Source organism: Providencia sp. PROV073 (assembly GCF_033688125.1).
Classification (GTDB): domain Bacteria; phylum Pseudomonadota; class Gammaproteobacteria; order Enterobacterales; family Enterobacteriaceae; genus Providencia; species Providencia hangzhouensis.
Map to the genome: position 1 here is coordinate 3,556,545 of NZ_CP096353.1, position 18,381 is coordinate 3,574,925.

18 protein-coding genes are annotated in these 18,381 nt (G+C 41.1%); 12 read left to right on the forward strand and 6 right to left on the reverse strand.

The genetic code is table 11. From position 1 onward, the window contains the following. Positions 1-43 precede the first annotated feature (43 nt). The 12 genes from M1F17_RS16205 (at position 44) to M1F17_RS16260 (ending at position 12,362) form a co-directional block, all read left to right on the forward strand. Complete coding sequence (locus M1F17_RS16205; protein ID WP_318837065.1) at positions 44-1,084, forward strand: aromatic ring-hydroxylating dioxygenase subunit alpha; 1,041 nt, start codon at positions 44-46, stop codon at positions 1,082-1,084. Beyond that, entirely contained in the window at positions 1,077-1,832 is a 756-nt protein-coding gene (locus M1F17_RS16210) for an SDR family oxidoreductase (protein WP_094961060.1), read from the forward strand. Before M1F17_RS16205 ends, M1F17_RS16210 begins: the two co-directional genes overlap by 8 nt. A 33-nt stretch (positions 1,833-1,865) precedes the next feature. After that, positions 1,866-2,642 carry an IclR family transcriptional regulator gene (locus tag M1F17_RS16215; RefSeq protein WP_004257979.1) on the forward strand — a complete coding sequence of 259 codons (777 nt, stop codon included), beginning with the start codon at positions 1,866-1,868 and terminating at the stop codon, positions 2,640-2,642. A 109-nt stretch (positions 2,643-2,751) separates the two neighbouring features. Then, positions 2,752-3,669, forward strand: a complete 918-nt coding sequence (locus M1F17_RS16220; RefSeq protein WP_136135496.1) for a VOC family protein — start codon at positions 2,752-2,754, stop codon at positions 3,667-3,669. 4 nt (positions 3,670-3,673) lie between these two features. Beyond that, complete coding sequence (locus tag M1F17_RS16225; protein WP_318837066.1) at positions 3,674-4,891, forward strand: NAD(P)/FAD-dependent oxidoreductase; 1,218 nt, start codon at positions 3,674-3,676, stop codon at positions 4,889-4,891. Between the two features lie 21 nt (positions 4,892-4,912). Further along, the gene (locus tag M1F17_RS16230) at positions 4,913-6,193 is read left to right on the forward strand and encodes an MFS transporter (protein ID WP_094961057.1); all 1,281 of its coding nucleotides are present in this window, start codon (positions 4,913-4,915) and stop codon (positions 6,191-6,193) included. A gap of 25 nt (positions 6,194-6,218) precedes the next feature. After that, a complete protein-coding gene (locus tag M1F17_RS16235; RefSeq protein ID WP_004257990.1) occupies positions 6,219-6,731 on the forward strand; it encodes a cupin domain-containing protein in 513 nt (170 codons plus the stop codon). A gap of 15 nt (positions 6,732-6,746) precedes the next feature. Then, positions 6,747-7,586, forward strand: coding sequence for an alpha/beta hydrolase (locus M1F17_RS16240; RefSeq protein ID WP_318837435.1), 840 nt, complete (start codon positions 6,747-6,749; stop codon positions 7,584-7,586). Between the two features lie 10 nt (positions 7,587-7,596). Continuing rightward, positions 7,597-8,391: an SDR family oxidoreductase gene (locus M1F17_RS16245; RefSeq protein ID WP_004257995.1), complete on the forward strand. Its 795-nt coding sequence runs from the start codon at positions 7,597-7,599 to the stop codon at positions 8,389-8,391. Between the two features lie 11 nt (positions 8,392-8,402). Further along, a complete protein-coding gene (locus tag M1F17_RS16250) occupies positions 8,403-9,194 on the forward strand; it encodes an aspartate dehydrogenase (RefSeq protein ID WP_094961054.1) in 792 nt (263 codons plus the stop codon). A 13-nt stretch (positions 9,195-9,207) separates the two neighbouring features. After that, the gene (locus M1F17_RS16255) at positions 9,208-10,677 is read left to right on the forward strand and encodes an aldehyde dehydrogenase (protein ID WP_094961053.1); all 1,470 of its coding nucleotides are present in this window, start codon (positions 9,208-9,210) and stop codon (positions 10,675-10,677) included. Between the two features lie 41 nt (positions 10,678-10,718). Then, positions 10,719-12,362, forward strand: coding sequence for a thiamine pyrophosphate-binding protein (locus M1F17_RS16260; protein ID WP_164455985.1), 1,644 nt, complete (start codon positions 10,719-10,721; stop codon positions 12,360-12,362). Positions 12,363-12,427: 65 nt separating this feature from the next. Here M1F17_RS16260 and M1F17_RS16265 read toward each other — a convergent pair whose 3' ends face one another. From M1F17_RS16265 to M1F17_RS16290, 6 genes are all read right to left on the reverse strand, one after another. Continuing rightward, a complete protein-coding gene (locus M1F17_RS16265) occupies positions 12,428-12,922 on the reverse strand; it encodes a nucleoside deaminase (protein ID WP_050763755.1) in 495 nt (164 codons plus the stop codon). 215 nt (positions 12,923-13,137) lie between these two features. Then, entirely contained in the window at positions 13,138-14,190 is a 1,053-nt protein-coding gene (locus M1F17_RS16270) for a fimbrial protein (protein WP_318837067.1), read from the reverse strand. Between the two features lie 8 nt (positions 14,191-14,198). Further along, positions 14,199-14,831, reverse strand: coding sequence for a molecular chaperone (locus M1F17_RS16275; protein ID WP_226617201.1), 633 nt, complete (start codon positions 14,829-14,831; stop codon positions 14,199-14,201). 10 nt (positions 14,832-14,841) lie between these two features. Continuing rightward, positions 14,842-15,360 (reverse strand): fimbrial protein, encoded by a 519-nt coding sequence (locus M1F17_RS16280; protein WP_094961049.1) that lies wholly within the window; start codon positions 15,358-15,360, stop codon positions 14,842-14,844. Then, a complete protein-coding gene (locus tag M1F17_RS16285) occupies positions 15,353-15,880 on the reverse strand; it encodes a fimbrial protein (protein ID WP_036958016.1) in 528 nt (175 codons plus the stop codon). The genes M1F17_RS16280 and M1F17_RS16285 overlap by 8 nt, the downstream gene beginning before the upstream one ends. Positions 15,881-15,893: 13 nt before the next feature. After that, positions 15,894-18,377 carry a fimbria/pilus outer membrane usher protein gene (locus tag M1F17_RS16290; protein WP_172412222.1) on the reverse strand — a complete coding sequence of 828 codons (2,484 nt, stop codon included), beginning with the start codon at positions 18,375-18,377 and terminating at the stop codon, positions 15,894-15,896. Positions 18,378-18,381 lie beyond the last annotated feature (4 nt).

The following is an 18,381-nucleotide window of genomic DNA, read 5'->3' on the forward strand; positions in this document are numbered from 1 at the left end:
AAGAAAAGAAAACAAAAACACCTTTGATAAACGGAAGCAAATGATGATGACAAATACACAACTTCAAAACTACCAAGATTATTTGGATGTCGGATTACGTGGGCAATGGTACCCCGTTTTATCCAGTTGGGAAGTCAGTAGTAACCCTATCGGTATTACTCGCTTAGAAGAACAAATCGTGCTTTGGCGTGATGATAAAGGCCAAATTCATGCTTTAGAAGATAGATGCCCTCACCGTGGTGCCCGTTTATCAATGGGTTGGAACTTAGGTGAACGCATTGCCTGCTGGTATCACGGTGTCGAAGTCGGTGGAGATGGCATCGTTAAAGATGTTCCAGCGGTCAGTCAATGCCCTCTTGAAGGTCAAAAATGTTTAAAAACCTATCCCGTTCAAGAAGTCCATGGTGCCATTTTCCTCTATTTTGCGGTAATTGACGGTGAAACGCCTCCCACCCTCGAATTTCCTGAAGAATTAGCTGATGACGAAAACCACAGCAATTTCCTCTGTACCGCATCGTGGAAGTGCAATTACCAATATGCACTCGAAAACGTGATGGACCCAATGCATGGCACCTATCTCCATTCATCATCACACTCAATGGCAGAAGGTGACAAACAATCAGAAATGATCCTAGAAGCAACAAAAAATGGCTTTATTTTCCGTAAAAATGACCAAATAGGTGTCAACTTTGACTGGGTGGAATTCGCGAGCACGGGTGCAAATTGGCTACGTTTATCTATCCCATATCAAAAACGCTTCGGCCCTGGTGGGCACTTTTGGATTATCGGCATGGTCGTACCTGAAGACCGTCACCACACTCGTGTTTTCTTTTGGCGTATTCGCAAAGTGAAAGACTGGCAACGTGATTTATGGCGCTTTATGTACCGCAACCGCCTAGAAGGACTGCATTGGGATGTTTTAGAACAAGATCGCATTATTTTAGAAAACCTCACACCAAATGCACGTGATAAAGAATTTCTTTATCAGCACGATGTGGGTTTATCCCGCCTACGCCGCATTATGCAACGCGAAGCGAAGAAGCAGTTTGACTTAATCAGCAATAAGGAAACTGAAAATGCATGATATCTTGGCAGGAAAACGCATTGTAATCACAGGAGCTGCAAGAGGGCTTGGCTTGAGTTTCGCACAAGCCGCCGCAGAACAAGGTGCTCAAGTTATCTTGTGTGACATCCTAGAACAACGATTACAAGAAAGTGTCGAGTCCTTACAACAACAAGGGTTTGAAGCCCAAGGTGTTTCTCTCGACTTAGCGGATCCTGACTCAATCACTCATGCATTAAACAGTATTGGTCAACAAGGCGCAATTGATGGGCTGATTAACAATGCGGCTCTGGCAACCGGAGTGGGTGGGAAGCTGCTCGACGAATATGACTTGGCGCTATGGGATAAGGTCATGACAGTGAACGTCAGAGGAACGTGGCTAGTCACCAAAACCGCTCTCCCCTTTTTAAAGCAGAGTTCCCGCGGCAAAATTATCAATATTGCCTCTGATACCGCACTTTGGGGAGCCCCCAAGCTAATGGCTTATGTCGCCAGTAAAGGGGCTATCATCAGTATGACACGCTCAATGGCACGTGAACTCGGTGTTCACCGTATTTGCGTCAACGCGATTGCCCCTGGGCTCACTAAAGTCGAAGCGACCGAATACGTTCCCGCTGAGCGCCACCAGCTATATGAAAATGGCAGAGCATTACAAGGAGAGCAGATGCCCGAAGACGTTACGGGAACCGCTTTGTATTTGCTTTCGCCCATGGCCGATTTTGTCACAGGCCAGCTAATCCCAGTTAATGGTGGCTTTATTTTTAACTAATTTCGCCATTCAGTCGGTAAAGAGGTGAGGACCATGAATTCAACGTGTAAATATCTAGTACCCGGTTTGGAAAAAGGGCTACAGCTTCTTCTGTTACTCGCTCAACAGCATCGCGAATTGACATTTGCAGAGATCCTCCGCTTAGTCGATATGCCCAAAGCAACGGCTTACCGTGCGATCCAAACCTTAGTGCACTTGGATTTCCTCGTCCAACATCCACGTACTGGGGCATTTTCATTAGGCCGCAAAGTACTCAGCCTTGGTCTTGGCTATATTGCATCACTCGATTTAACCCAGTTAGGCCAGCCCATTATTGAGCAACTTAGAGACCGAAGCCAATGTAACAGCCACTTGGTTATCCGAGATGGTCGGGACATTATTTATATCGCCAGAGTCAGTGGCGCAGAATCAAAAATTAACCATGTTAGCGTAGGCACGCGTTTATCAGCGCACCGAACCTCACTGGGCCGAATGCTACTCAGCGGGTTAACTCGCGCTGAATTTGATGCGCTTTACCCTGATGATGAACTCCCCGATAACGCAGGCTGTAAGCAGGAATTTTGGCAAATGATCCAAGCTGACAAACTGCGAGGCTATGTGATTGGTGAATCATTTTACCGTCGGGGGATTTCATCCATTGTTTACCCTGTTTATAACCAAACGAATGGCGTAGAAGCGGTAATTAGCATCATGGTGCCAATGAGTAGCATCCCTGCACAAGAGTGCCGGCGATTACAAAATGAAGTGAGCTATGCAGCCCAAAAACTCACTGAATTTATTGGTGGTATGAGCCAAGCAAAAGCCGTTTAGCGTTAACCAAATATCATCCACACATTTTTAGGTTTATTGCCATAAGCCTCAGGTTCTTTTTGTCCAAAAAAACCTTTGGCAATAACACCAATCGATAGAGGACTTTACAATGTCAGTGATTGGAATAGAAAAATTAGAATTTGGTGTTGAAAATATCCCTAGCTGCCAGAAATTTTTACATGATTTTGGCCTCAAAGCGGCCTCTGATAACGCCTCGTTATTCACGACCTTATCTGGTGCAGAAATACAGTTATTTTCACACCAAGACCCAAATCTGCCAGCCCCTTTTGAAGCGGGTTCAACACTGCGCCGCATTACATGGGGTGTTGAAAACTCGGATAAACTCCAAGAGGTCATTGAGAAAATTAGGCCTTGTGATGGCTTTCAACTGACGCCAGATGGCGCACAATGCCGTGACCCAAATGGCATGACTGTCGCTTTCACCATCAGCAAACAAAAAACGGTTGAATTAGAAGTCACCGCTATCAACCAATGGGGGGATATTCGCCGCATTGATAAACCTAGCCCGGTTTACGAAAAAGCCACCCCTATTAACGTCGGCCACGTGGTGTTCTTTGTTGATGACTTACCTTCTACAGAAGCGTTCTATTGCCAAAAACTGGGTTTTCAAGTTTCTGACCGTTATATCGACCGTGCCGTCTTTTTACGGACACAAATAAACGGTTGCCACCATAACCTGTTTTTGCTGAAGCTTCCTCATCGTAGCAGCGGCCTCAACCATGTCGCTTTTACGGTTCGTGATATCCATGAAGTGATTGGCGGCGGCCTAGCAATGAACCGTCATCAATGGAGCACCTTTATTGGCCCAGGCCGCCACCCTATCTCATCCGCTTACTTTTGGTATGTCAACAGCCCAACAGGTGGCGCTTTCGAATATTACACCAATGATGATTACCTTACCGATAAGTGGCAACCGCGCGAACTGGAACATTCCTTAGTTTCATTTACGGAATGGGCTGTAGAAGGCGGTCTCGATTATGAAACTCGCCGCCAAGTTAAGGAGTAACACCATGAGCTCATTAATCCAAGGCGGTATTGTCATTATCGGCGGGGGCCAGGCTGGTGGCTGGGCGGCAAAAACCCTACGAGATGAAGGCTATCAAGGTATTATTTCGGTGGTCAGCGATGAAAATCATGATTTTTATGAGCGCCCACCGCTGTCTAAAGCGGCACTGACGCAGGAGAGTTTTTCGTTATCACGTTTATTCAGCGAACAAGAAACTCACGCCTTAAATTTACAATGGTTTCGCCCACTACGTGCCACTAAAATTGATAGTCAAAACCAATACGTTCATTTAAGTGATGGCCGTGTCATTACGTTTGACAAATTACTGCTCGCGACAGGCGGCCGACCTCGCTACCTGTCAAGCCGCTGGCAGCAACACCCAAAAGTCTTTGCCTTACGTTCGTGGGATGACGCTCAGAAATTACGCACTGCACTACTATCAGCACAAAAAATTGCCATTATTGGTGGTGGTTGGATTGGCTTAGAAGTCGCTGCTTCCGCACGAAAAATGGGTATTGATGTCACAATTTTTGAGCGGCAAAGCCGATTGTGCGAACGCAGTGTGCCGCAAAATGTTTCAGAGGCTCTGGCACTACGTCATACACAAGCGGGCGTTCATGTCATAACCGATTGTGGAAATATCGAACTTGGCGAGCCGACAACAACTGGATTACAAATTAGTTGCCAAAAGCAGCCTTCGCAAAACTTCGATCTCGCTGTTATGGGGATTGGTGTTGAATTAAATCTCGAACTAGCCAAAGAAGCAGGGCTTGATGTCACCCACGGTATTGTGATTAATCACCAAGGGCAAACTTCTCACCCCAATATTTATGCTGCGGGGGACGTCGCTTGCCATCCCACACTATCTTTATGTTTACAGTCATGGGCTTATGCTCAAAACCAAGCCATCACCACAGCAAAAGCCATGCTAAACCCGCAGTCTGAAGGGTTCAATGAACTCGCTTGGTTATGGTCAGATCAATACCAGGACAACATCCAAATTTTAGGTGTCCCAACCTCACAAAAATTAAAGCATATTCAACGATATACTCCTAATTCAGAGGTTCATTTTGCTTTAAATGAAAGCAATGAATTGGTGCAAATGATTGCATTTAATGATGCTCGTGCCATCAAGCTCGGTAAACGTTGGATACAAGGCCACCGCAAATTGGACCCTTCACAACTTGCTGACCCCACATTTTCACTAATGTCATTGAAATAGTGTTCAGCAAGGAGAAATCTCATGGCTAACCAGACTATAACCTTACGAAACTCAGAACCTGATCAAATCGAGCAAGATGTTCCTGAAAAGATCAATTGGTTGATCCCAATCGGCCTGTTTTCCTGTGTACTACTGGCTTTCTTCGACAAAATCAGCATTGCGGCTCTATTTTCTGACGAAAAATTTCAGCAAGCACTGGGAATTGATTTTGACCCAACCCGTTTGGGATTACTGATGAGCGCATTTTTATTCGCTTATGGTGTTTCTTCCATGTTACTAAGCGGCATTGGTGATAAATTTCACCCCACTAAAATGCTGTTATTTATGATCAGTAGCTGGTGTTTCCTCATGATTTTCATGGGATTCACACACCACTATGGCACGATGGTTTTCTTACGCGTGTTACTGGGAATTGCCGAAGGGCCTTTGCTGGCAATCGCTTACGCCATTGTGCGCCGTACCTTTCCGCCCAAAATGCAAGCTCGTGCCACCATGATGTGGTTATTAGGCACTCCGTTAGGCGCGGCATTAGGTTTTCCTATCTCACTGTATTTGCTTAATAACTATGGCTGGCAAAGTACATTTTTTGTCATGGCCGCCTTTACTGTCCCCGTTTGGTGGCTTGTGGTGATTGGTATTCGCCATCCCAACTTAGTCAATCGCCAAGCACAAACGAAAAATACAGCGGGTGAAGCACTGCCTGCCGAGCAACTGGCCGCGATGCGAGCCCATAAAAAACGCTTATTCCAAAATAGCCATTTTTGGATTATCTGCATGTTTAATATCGCTTTTCTTATCTATCTTTGGGGGATGAATGGTTGGTTACCTAGCTATTTAATTAAAGGTAAGTCTATCCACTTGGAACATGCTGGGATCCTGTCATCCCTTCCCTTTATCGCCATGTTATTTGGTGAGGCTATCGGAGCATGGTTATCAGATCGCTACGATCGCCGCGCACTCGTTTGTTTTATTTCATTACTTGGTGCCGTCCTAGGTCTTGCTGGCGTGTTATTTCTCACTGGCACCTACAGCATCATTCTTATGATGGCGTTTAGCATGTTCATGTGGGGGGCAGGCGCACCAAATATCTTTGCCCTACTCGCAAAAGCCACACAAAAACAGGTCAGTGCATTAGCAGGCGGTATTTTCAATGGGTTAGGAAACCTGGCTGGCGCTGCTGCACCGCTGGCAATGGGAGTTCTTATTACCGTCACTCACACTATGGATAGCGGGCTGTTATTTATCGTCGTCATAGGTTTATTCGGCAGCTTATTACTAGTGCCTTTACTGAAAAAATATTAATTCATTTTTTATTGGAGATAACACCATGTCACAACCGCAAATCAAACCACAAGATATTCCAATGGCACAATGGATTGAGTCACGCATTGCTCGCCTTGAAGGACGTAAATATGACTGGAATGCCCTGAAATTCCAAGCGGATTACGACCCTAAATATCGCCGCGCACAAATGCGCTATATCGGCACTGGTGCGACTGGCGTTGCTAATGATGTCAACACCGTTCCCGCAGAGAACTTTACCTTCTCTACCATGGTTCTTCCTGCCAAGTGCGAAGGCCCATTACACCTGCACCCCGATGTTGAAGAAGTGTTCTTTATGTTGAAAGGCACCATCACGTTGTTTGTAAAAGATGGCAATGAGGAATATGAAACGGTTCTCAAAGAGCGTGACCTGATCTCAGTTCCTGCGGGCATTTATCGTGGCTTATTTAACCACGGGGAAGAAGAAGCCTTAATGTGCGTCATGATCGGCACACCAAAACCGGCGATCCCGACATATCCCGAAGATCACCCTTTATCAAAAGTTAAACGTAACTAATAGGAGTCGTCAGTGATGAATTTGCTCAATAAAACACTCCCGGAACCACAAGTGGCAGACTTTGGCCCATACCGCCTCAATTGGCGAGAAGCCGGCCAAGGGCACCCTGTCGTATTACTGCATGGAATTAGCTCTGGTTCTGCTTCATGGGTAAGCCAACTGACGAGTCCATCACTGACAGACCATTACCATCTCTATAGCTGGGATGCCCCCGGCTATTTAGAAAGCCATGATCTAGAGACGGCAACACCTACCGCAATTGATTACGCAAATGCATTAAATGCTTTCATTGATAAATTAGCCTTATCACCCATCGTGTTAGTGGGGCATTCTCTTGGCGCCATAATGGCAAGCGCTTTTGCAGCACAATATCCCAATAAAGTGAAAGGATTAATATTAGCGAACCCCGCACAAGGTTATGCCACAAAAAGCCCTGACCAACGAAAGCAAGTTTACCAACAGCGGCAAGATATTGTTTTTAGTTCCGGTATTGAGGCATATGCGCAAAACCGTGCCGCTGCTTTGTTATCCGCCAACGCAACTACTGAAAAAGTCAATTGGGTTCAACAGAACATGAAGAAGCTCAACCCCACAGGTTTCTTAGCTGCTGCGTGGATGCTAGCTCATGATGACATCAGCCAATATTTAAATCGCTATGATGGCCCATTGGAAATACTGGTTGGCACAGAAGATACCATTACGCCACCAGCGCAAGTAGAGCGACTCGCATGGCAAAAAAACTGCCCTTACTTTCTGATAAACCAAGCGGGACACGCCAGTTATTTAGATGCGCCAGACGCCTTTAACCACCACTTACAACAATTTTTAGAGACGCTCTATTGCCAAGCCGAATAAAGGAAGACTCATGAATTTACAGTTAAATAACCGTGTTGCTGTCGTGACAGGAGGAAGCTCCGGCATCGGCTTTGCAACCGTCAAACTCTTACTGGATGAAGGCTGTAAAGTGGCATTCTGCGGCCGTGATCAAGACAAACTTCAGCAAGCGCTCACAACATTACAAGAGCTCTACCCCCAAGGGCATTTTATCGCACACTCTTGTGATGTTCTTGATAAAACACAAACCGAAGCCTTCGCAAAACAGGTTCATCAGCAATATGGCCAAGTCGATATATTGATTAACAACGCAGGGCAAGGCTATGTCGCAAGCTATAGCGATACCCCCGAAGAAGCGTGGTTACATGAAGCCCAACTCAAACTATTTGGTGTGATTAACCCCGTGAATGCTTTTTTGCCATTCTTAGAACTATCAAATATTGCTTCTATTACCTGTGTCAATTCACTGCTGGCCTTACAACCTGAACCGCATATGGTCGCCACCTCGGCAGCTCGAGCAGCACTATTAAACATGACACTAAACTTGTCGAAAACACTGTTACCTAAAGGGATCCGCGTGAACTCTATTTTACTTGGCATGGTAGAGTCCGACCAATGGCGACGTCGCTTCGAAAATCGCACTGACAAGAATCTCGATTGGGAACAATGGATTGGCGATATCGCTAAAAAAAGAGGCATACCAATGCAACGTTTAGGAAAACCCGAAGAGCCCGCGCGTGCCTTAGTCTTTCTAGCCTCTCCCATGGCGTCGTTTACCTCGGGTGCCGCTTTAGATGTTTCAGGTGGCTTTAGCCATCATATTTAAAGGATTTAATGATGAAAACACTCATGTTGATTGGTTATGGTGCGATGGCTCAAGAAGTGATTACTCGCTTACCTGATGAGATAGCACTGCGCTACATTATCGCTCGGCCTCATCACCATCAAGCCATTTTGGAACGCTTTAAAGGGGCTGTCACACCTATCGATAGCCTTGATAATAATATCGTTCCCCCTGATTTAGTGTTGGAGTGCGCGGGGCACCAAGCCGTTAAGCAATATGCACCAACGGTACTAGAAAGAGGCTGGACACTGGCCATTATCTCTACAGGTGCACTTGCAGACACGGACTTTGAACAACACTTGGTCGCCTTAACCCAACGCCACCACAGCCAGTTGATCCCACTGACTGGCGCTGTTGCAGGGCTTGATGGCTTACGTGCGGCAAAAGAAGCCAATATCACTCAGGTGACCTACCAGTCACGTAAAAGCCCCGCAAGTTGGCGCAATGGTGCGGCTGAGCGTTATGTCGATTTGTCACAAGTGACACAGCCTACGGTGTTCTTTAGTGGCAGTGCTCGTGAAGCGGCTCTGAATTTTCCCGCAAATGCCAATGTCGCTGCCACTGTCGCGCTGTATGGCATTGGGATGGATGCCACACAAGTTCAATTAGTTGTTGACCCGAACACCACACACAATTCACATCGCATTGATGTTATGGGTGATTTTGGTCATTTCTGTATTGAACTCAATGGAAATCCTCTCCCCTCCAACCCGAAAACATCGATGTTAGCCGCCTTAAGTGCTGTTGAAATTTGTCGTCGTATCGCTGGGCAGCAAGCTATTTAATAGGAGCCAAATAATGAACAACATGGATATTTTTGTTGGTGGTCAATGGCAGCAAGGTCGCGGACCTGAAATGCAGTCGCGTTTTCCGGGAGATAACCAAGTGATTGCCACCCTCAACAGTGCAAGTTTGGAAGATGTCGAAGACGCCGTGATTGCAGCCGATATGGCCTGGAGGATGCCTTCTTGGCGCAACCTTCCCGCTCACCAACGGGCGGCTATCTTATACAAGGTTAGTCGCTTAATTGATGAAAACTGCGAAGCATTAACCCAATTACAAACCTTAGATAACGGCAAGCCTTGGGCAGAAGCGCGTGGCTTAGTAATGAGCGCAGCAGCAACTGCTCGCTACTTTGCCGCGGTTTGTGAAGTCTCAGGTGGTGAGCTTCCGCCTCGCCGCCAGCCAGAACTGATGACCATAAGTACTTACCAACCCATTGGCGTGATCGCCGCAATCACGCCATGGAACTCCCCGATTGCCAGTGATATGCAAAAAATTGCCCCAGCGATTGCCGCCGGTAACGCGGTCATTTTAAAACCCGCGGAAGCCACACCTCTAATTTCATTAAAATTAGCTGAGCTATTTGAGCAAGCGGGTTTACCCAGCGGCCTATTGAGCGTGCTCCCGGGTAAAGGTTCGATTGTCGGTGATGCACTGGTTCGCCACCCTCTGGTGAAAAAAATCTCCTTTACGGGTGGCACCAATACGGGACGACAACTGGCTCACATTGCGGCAGATAAACTTATCACCACGTCACTCGAACTTGGGGGTAAATCCCCAACTATCGTGTTGTCAGACGCTGACCTTGATATTGCTGCACACGGTGTTTGCTACGGTATCTTTAGTTCGATGGGGCAAGCCTGCATCGCGGGTTCGCGCCTGTTTGTGGCTAAAGATATCTACTCATCTTTTATGGAAAAATTAACGCAACTGACCCGCAACCTGATTATTGGTGACCCAAGGCAAGAGCGCGTTCATTTGGGGCCATTAATCTCCCCTTCGCACCGAGACAGCGTCAGAAACTATGTCGAACAAGCCGTACAACAAGGCGGGAAGATCCGTATTGGTGGAACTGCACCGGCTGACCCTGTACTCCAAGATGGCAACTATTTTTTACCGACGATTATTGAAGGCTTAAATAACCAATCTACTGTTTGCCAAGAAGAAATTTTCGGTCCCGTACTCGTCGTTATGCCATTTGATGATGAAGACGATTTAATTCAACAAGCTAATGATTCTGTTTATGGGCTTGCAGCAGGTATTTGGACAAAAGATTACACCCGGGCGTTTAAGCTCGCCGATGCGCTTGATGTCGGTACCGTTTGGGTTAATACCTATAAAGTTTTTTCTATTTCAACGCCATTTGGCGGCTTTAAAGAAAGTGGCATTGGCCGTGAAAAAGGCCTTGAAAGCCTCAAAGCCTATATGCAACAAAAAAGCCTATTTCTGGCACTTAACCCACAACCAAACCGTTGGTGTGAATAGCAAATCCGTCACCGGATTATGGCAGCATTGAGGAAAATATAATGTCTGAAATGATTACAGTTGGCGAAGCTATCGCCAGAACACTCGAACAATACCAAGTCACAACGGTTTATGGGGTTATTTCAATTCATAATTTACCCATAGCAGATGCTATCGGGCGCCGAAAAGTGATTGATTTTACGCCAAGTCGTGGGGAGGCAGGAGCCGTTACCATGGCGGATGCACATAGCCGTTTTACTGGATTAGGGGTAGCGTTAACCAGTACGGGAGCAGGAGCTGGGAATGCTGTTGGCTCAATGATTGAAGCCATGAATGCATGCTCCCCCATGATCCATATTACTGGGCAAGTTGAAAAAGCTTATCTGGATATGGACGCAGGGTTTATTCATGAAACCCATGACCAACTCGGCTTTTTACGTTCGAGTTCTAAGCTAGCTTTTCGTGTTCATACCCCCGAACAAGCCGTTGCCACTCTACATAAAGCCATTCAGGTTGCTCAAACGATACCTTGCGGCCCTGTCTCTATCGAAATTCCAATTGATATTCAAAGTGCGCAAGTGCCATTATCTGTGCTCAGTGTGCCACTTCCCCCTTCTACGCTGCCTGACTGTTGTACATCGCTAGTCAATGCAATTTGGGATAAACTTCAACACGCTACACAGCCTCTATTATGGGTTGGCGCAGGTGCTCTACAAGCAAAAGATGCTGTCAAACGCCTTGCTGATGCGGGGATTGCCGTCATCAGCAGCACCCATGGGCGAGGTATTTTATCGGATGACCACCCATTCAGCTTACGTGCTTTTCATAATGCAGATTCCATTGATGCATTACTGCGTTCATGTGATTTAACCATCGTCGCTGGCTCGCGTTTACGCAGTAATGAAACCAAAACATGGTCATTACCTTTGCCACATCCCATCATACAAATCGATATAAACCCACTCGCAGCCAATCGCAACTATTTAGCCGACTTAACCGTAACTGGGGATTGCAAAAGTTTACTTGAAGCACTTGCCGATAAAATTGAACAAGCCAAGCGCCCTATCTCTACTCAGTGGAAAAAACAAGTGCAAGAGGCCGTACAGCAGGCAGAAGAGCAACTCAGGCAACAATGTGGCCCTTATAGCCAACTCAGTGATGCCGTGGAGCAAGTCTTACCGAGTAACGGTATTTTTGTCCGAGACATTACGGTATCAGGGAGTTTATGGGGAAGCCGTTTACTCAAAGCGACCCAACCAATGCACAACATTCACTCATTAGCCGGTGCGATTGGTCTAGGACTCGCTATGGCAATTGGCAGTGCCAAAGCAAATCCGAATGTGCCTGTTATTGGCTTAGTGGGTGATGGCGGGTTAATGTTAGGCATAGGTGAATTGGCCACCATGGCACAAGAGCAGCTCCCCATTGTTCTGATTATTATGAATGACCAAGGTTATGGCGTAATGCGAGGTATTCAGGAAAAATATTTTTCAGACCGCCAATACTATAATGAGTTACTCACGCCTTCATTTAGCCAACTCGCTCAATCGATGGGGATTCAGGCATTTACGATAGATAAAGCTACAGATTTCGAATCAACACTACGCCAAGCCGTCGATTTGAAGCAACCTGTTGTCGTTGAAGTGTTAATGAATAGCATTGGCAAAATGAATTTCTCAGGCCCACCACAGAAAAAATTATTTTAACTTTCAAACTAATACGGGTGGCACAAGCCACCCTACTTCATTGATAGATAATGATGCAGTCAAGGCTATAAATTTGGCTTAAAATATTGCGTATAAATAGAAATAGCTTGCTCTTTTAAGACGCCTTTAACCACTTCAGGTTTAAAGGGGCTTTTGGCAAAAATCTCATCGCTACCTAACATAATATTAAAACCTGCAATCTCTGCGAGTTCATCATGAGAAAGGCTATAAACCATCCGACCTAATTGGCTCCATACCATTGCACCGGAACACATACAACATGGCTCACAGCTGGTATACAGCGTATAATCTGATAAATCCATGACTTTATGTTCAGAGCAATACTGGCGTATGAGACCTAACTCCGCATGATAGGTCGGGTCACTTTCAGTATGGATATGATTTTCACCAGTCATAACGACTTGGTTATTTTTAACCAATACCGCACCAAAGGGTTCATTACCATTTTTCGCCGCATCCGTAGCCAAAGCTAAAGCCTGAGTCATAAACTGAATATCCAATTCAAACTGTTGCGCATTGTTTTTCGATTTATTTTCCATATACACTACCTTCATGTGTGGATTTATATAATTTACAAATGGTTTAAATAGATATATCAAGTTTACTGGGCTAGTAAAACATAAAAAATGGCCATTCTCATTAATGCTAAAAAAACTGAGCTATTAGAGAGTCAACGCTAAAGAATGTACCTACTCTAATTTTCAAGTCAGATATTTAGTTTATCACTAACTGCAACTTTATATAAAACAGCTAATTATTGGTAAGAATATGTTAAGCCAATCATTGCATTTGCTGTTCCCGTTTTGAATTCTTCTTCTGGCTTACGTACATAGCCAAAACCCAAGCTAAAACTAATTGGGTTATTTTTTTCAGCGGTACCAGAACGCTGAATATAATATTTCTGTTGGCCTGGAATATTTGGAGCAGAGCCATCTGGGCCAAATTGTAATCGTTGTCCGCTTAAACCTATTACAGCATATCCAACACCTGATGCAGAAGAATCAGCTGTTAGCGTTGAAACCGTAGTTTTATTTGTTGTATCAGATAAATCAACAATTGATACATATACATTTATATTAGGGTCACATTGTAGTGAAAATGATTGTCTTTTTAGGCTTATATTTTCTGATGCGTCTGCTTTTTCAATAATACTTGCTGGAATTTTTTCCATTTCAACAGAGACAATTTTATTTGTTGGTGCACAGCTAGAAACAGTAGCATTAACAGTTATTGGGTTATATTGTACATTAACTATCTCTTGCAGATTTCCAACATCATCATAACACGCATATCGATACATTTTTTGACTTGGAATCACCACACTTCCAATAATTCTATCCGGTCCTTTGTAGATAAAAACACCTATAGTGACTTTAATAGGAGATGCTATTCGTGAATTATTACTTAAACTACCTTCCCAAACGACTGTATTTTTAACCGGTAACGGGACAAAACTTTCGTTAAATCCCCCAATAGGGGAAAATGAAAATCCAGAAATACCAGTTTCAAATAAATAAATCATCGGGTGAGAAGGTGATGCTTGATAAGATTGCCCATTCCAATGAGCTATTGGTTGGTACTCTATTCGATCAAGTGTATAGTTTATACTATTACTATTACATATGCTTATTCCTCTCCGAGAACCAGAGTTTTTAATAATCTCACCAAATGGTATTTGGTCGGCAGGCCCAGTGATCTCTATGTTAGTCATAGAATTAGTATTATACGTGTACTCAGGGATACCAAAAGCTTGACCCGATTGAAATAAAAAAGCAATAAAAAAAAACGTTGTACTACATTGTTTCATATTAATTCCTAATTTTTACTATATGATAAATCCAGTGATTTAATTACGTCATTACTCTCATCATAAAAATTAACCCATATATGGCATGTATTACCTTTACAAATATCGTTTAATTTCACCTTTTCCTCTGGAACTATATTTACTATCCGTTCATTATTATATTGCTTATCTTTTGAAACTGAAATTGTAAAAATAAACTTTGATTTATTAATCAAATAAAACTCTTTATTAAAATTGATTAAACTTATTTTATCATAATCACTTTCTCGTATTTTACGATGTCGATAAATAACTTTAAAATGTGAGCGAATCGCTAGAGAAATAGAATTTTCACCACTATTTAAATCTGACTTTGGAATTGATGTAACAGTTAAGTTAATTAATTCATCTGATATATTATCAATTGCTGTTGTTGGTAATATTGTTATAATACTATTACTGTTTCTAGGAAGTAAAAAAAGTGGTGGTGATATGATAAATCTTTTATCACTTAATTCACTTTTTATTAAATAATCACTATTTTCATCATTCATTATTTTTATATTTAATGATTTATTTTCGTTATTAATTAAAAACCGTGTACCAACAAGTGTTGTACCAGAAAATGCATTGGTAATAAAGAAAACAAAAAATATAGCCATTAATATTCTATTAATCATAAGACAACTCGAAATTTGCAATACAGAGCACTTTACCTGCAGAAGAAGTATTTCCTGTTTTAATGTAAGAAGCGTAAAAATTAAAAATATTATTCACTAAGTTATGGTCAATTTTTAAAGTTGTTTTATTATTACTTATATCTATAATTTTTTTATTGTTATCATAAATTCCTATTGCAATATTACTTGCACCAGCATCTGTTTCATCTAAATTTTTTAATAAATTAGTCATTATAGTATCATTTACACCTGTAAATATAATATGAGCAGAATTAATATTTTTAGGGCAATTTTCTAAAACAATTGAAAATGGTGTTTCAGTGAAAGGAATACCGACCTGCTTTCCATTCAAATCGTTAGGATTAAGTCCGACTAGTAAACTAGCTGTATCATTAGAAACAGTGCAGCTACGCTCCATAACATTTGCATTAATGTTAATTTTTATTTGTTCGCTAAAAACAACTCTAGGAAGAAGTAGGAATATTATTAAAAACCCAATAATTTTATTCATAATAAATATCCAAAAAAAGTAAAGATGACGCATCACCTGATCCTATATTTATTTGAGTTGACTTATATCTTAAATAGAAATTCAAATCATAACTTGGGGTTGTGATAACTTCATTCAAAGCATACTTTGTATTTAATGAAATTTTTTTCCGGTATTTATCTAATATTTCAATAGCAAGTCCGGTAGCTATATCACCTTCAAGACTGTTTGCCTTTCCTAATATTTTCAATAAAGTTGGGTCGTTATCATCTTCCTCCCCAGAAAATTTATATGACATATTATTAACTTTACCAGAACAATTCTCGAGATGTATTGAAATAGGTTGCGTAGCACTAGTCGAGCCAATTTGATTAAAATCACTTGGATTTAAATCTAAAAAATTGATATTTTTAATTAAATCCTTACCCGTCACATTGCAGCTTTGTGTTAATATTTCACCATTAACATTAACTGTGACATCGACTGCGTACGCAAAAAAACCGATGAAGTATATAACTAAAAAAATAATATTTATTTTCATTATATAGTTCCTATTATTGGCACGCCATATTAACTTTGTTAATATTTTTCATTTTATCATTTTCATCATATTTAATAGAAAACTTACAAAGTTTATCTTTATCTATATTTACTGTATAGCTTGAATTAGGTTTAACACCAGTTAAATAAACTGTACTATCATCATTTACAATAGATATATTTTTTCCAGAATCATTAACTACTACTGTTCCAAATTTAATTGGTTTTTCTTGATACTGAAGTGAAACTAAAAAATTATACCCTTTACGTACATCGAAAATAACTTTACTGATAGCTCCTCGTGTCGGAGCTACTTTTATAACATTACCATCAATATCATAACCTGCCCCTAATGATTCAGGTGATAGACCTATATCATTATAGTGATATGCCGTTGCATAAGGAATTAAAGCGTAACCACTATTATTGATAGTAATATTTTCACCTGTTTTATCCACTTTAGCTCCAGCAGCCCCTTTGGCTTCAACTAAAATTGCAGTATCATTTGCCTCTCTAGCAAAAAGTAAACCACCAGAATGAACAAGGACAGAACCAGTGACTCCATAATCAAGCTCTTTTGAATTATTTGAAAATGATGTTCCTGCACTAAGTTCTGTTACATCTGCTTTATAACGTAGATTTAAATTTGATTTATTATCATTATTATTATTTATAGTTTGATAAATATTATAATTTAATTTTTCATTTAATGCAGTACCATATAGACTTGTCATAGTGTTATACTTTGAGTCATTGAAAGTGGTACTATTTGTAATATACATTCTATTTTTGTCCATCGCATTTGACAATGGGATAGATAATGATAAGTAAAATATATTGTCTGTATTATGGCTATACGTATTTTTATTATAGCTAGCTGATAGTATAATATTATTATACTGAGACAATGTCTTATTCCAGCCTATTTGAATATTTTTAGATTTTAAGTCGCTCCCCCAGTATGAATTAACATTTCCCCATGCATATAATTGTCCATAGTCACCTAAACTTTGAGAAATATTTACTTGAAAGCTGTTCTTTTTCCTTTCATTACTTGAATAAAATAAGTAATCATTTATTTCACCTTTGTAACTATTTCTGTAATTAGCTTCACTAAAAGTATAATAGTCAGATGTTGAGTATCTATATCCTGTCAACTGAATATTTGTACCAATATCACTAAATGATTTCGCATACAATATTCTATATGACCCCCCACTATATTTTTTATCATGTATTTTAGCTTGTGCTTGTATTGTATCAATAGATAAAGCTCCAAATGCACCAATATCTTTACTTAAACCGATTCCAGTAGCTAGATAGCCACTCGCAATTTGATATCCCGTATAAAGAGTTGAATCTAGTGGTAAGCCAATTCCAATTGTCCCTTGAGCAAACTTATCTTTTTTGGCTGATGTTATATCTAGCTGCCCAAAAGTAAGTGAGTAATTATAACTACCTTTTCGTAGTAAATTCGGTAAAGAAGAATATGGAACGATATACTTTGTTACTACGCCTTCACCTGATGTTAGCTCAACTTCATAGTCACCACTTGTACCAACAGAGTTTAAATTATCAATATTATATGGACCTGGGTTAATATACTCTTGGTACAATATATTTCCATTTTGTTTAATTGTTATCTTTGATCTAGACTCTGCTATACCTTTAATTGTTGGGCTATATCCTTTTTCGCTATCTGGTAGCATTTCATTTGCAGTAGATAATGTGATACCTATATACGGATTTGAGTCAAAAATCATTGAACCTAAAACAGTTTGGCCTGCAATAAGTGTACTTTTAATTGAATTTATATTTCTTAAGATTGAAATATTATTTGACTTCCATTCATGATTTGATTTTGACCCCATTTTATTCTGATTATAGTATAAGTTTGAACTGATGCGCCAAGCACCTAGGTTCAACCTATTATTTAAATTCAAAAACAGAGAAGAATAGTTACTCATTCTATTATTTCTTGAATATGACCCATTTAAATTGTAATTTGTCATTAGTGCAGAAATACCATCATCCCAATCATTCTCGCTTGCCAAGGTTGATCTAATGGAATTAAGATATATTTGTGGTATTGAGAGTGTTAGTGTTAACTTTGACAAGTCAACATTATAGCTAAAATTATTTATGTATTTATCAATATCAATACACTCATTATCATTTATTTTTGATAGATTAATTTTTTCTTGAGTATCCTTATTAAAGGGAATCAAACTCACAATTTCTTTTGTAAAACAAGCTATAACTTTCTTATCATTACTTTGCTTGAACTCAATACTAACATTTCTAATAAATCCATCACCAACATTCAGGTTTAAAAAATATTTCCCAGGTGTAACATTATTGCCTGCCGAAAGATAAGACAAATCATCGATAGAAGAAACATCAGAACCTAAAAATAAAGGATTGAAGTAATCTTGCGAATGTAAGTCATTAGAATGTAAAAATAGACTAATTAAAAAAAATTTTCTTATTATTCGCATAGAT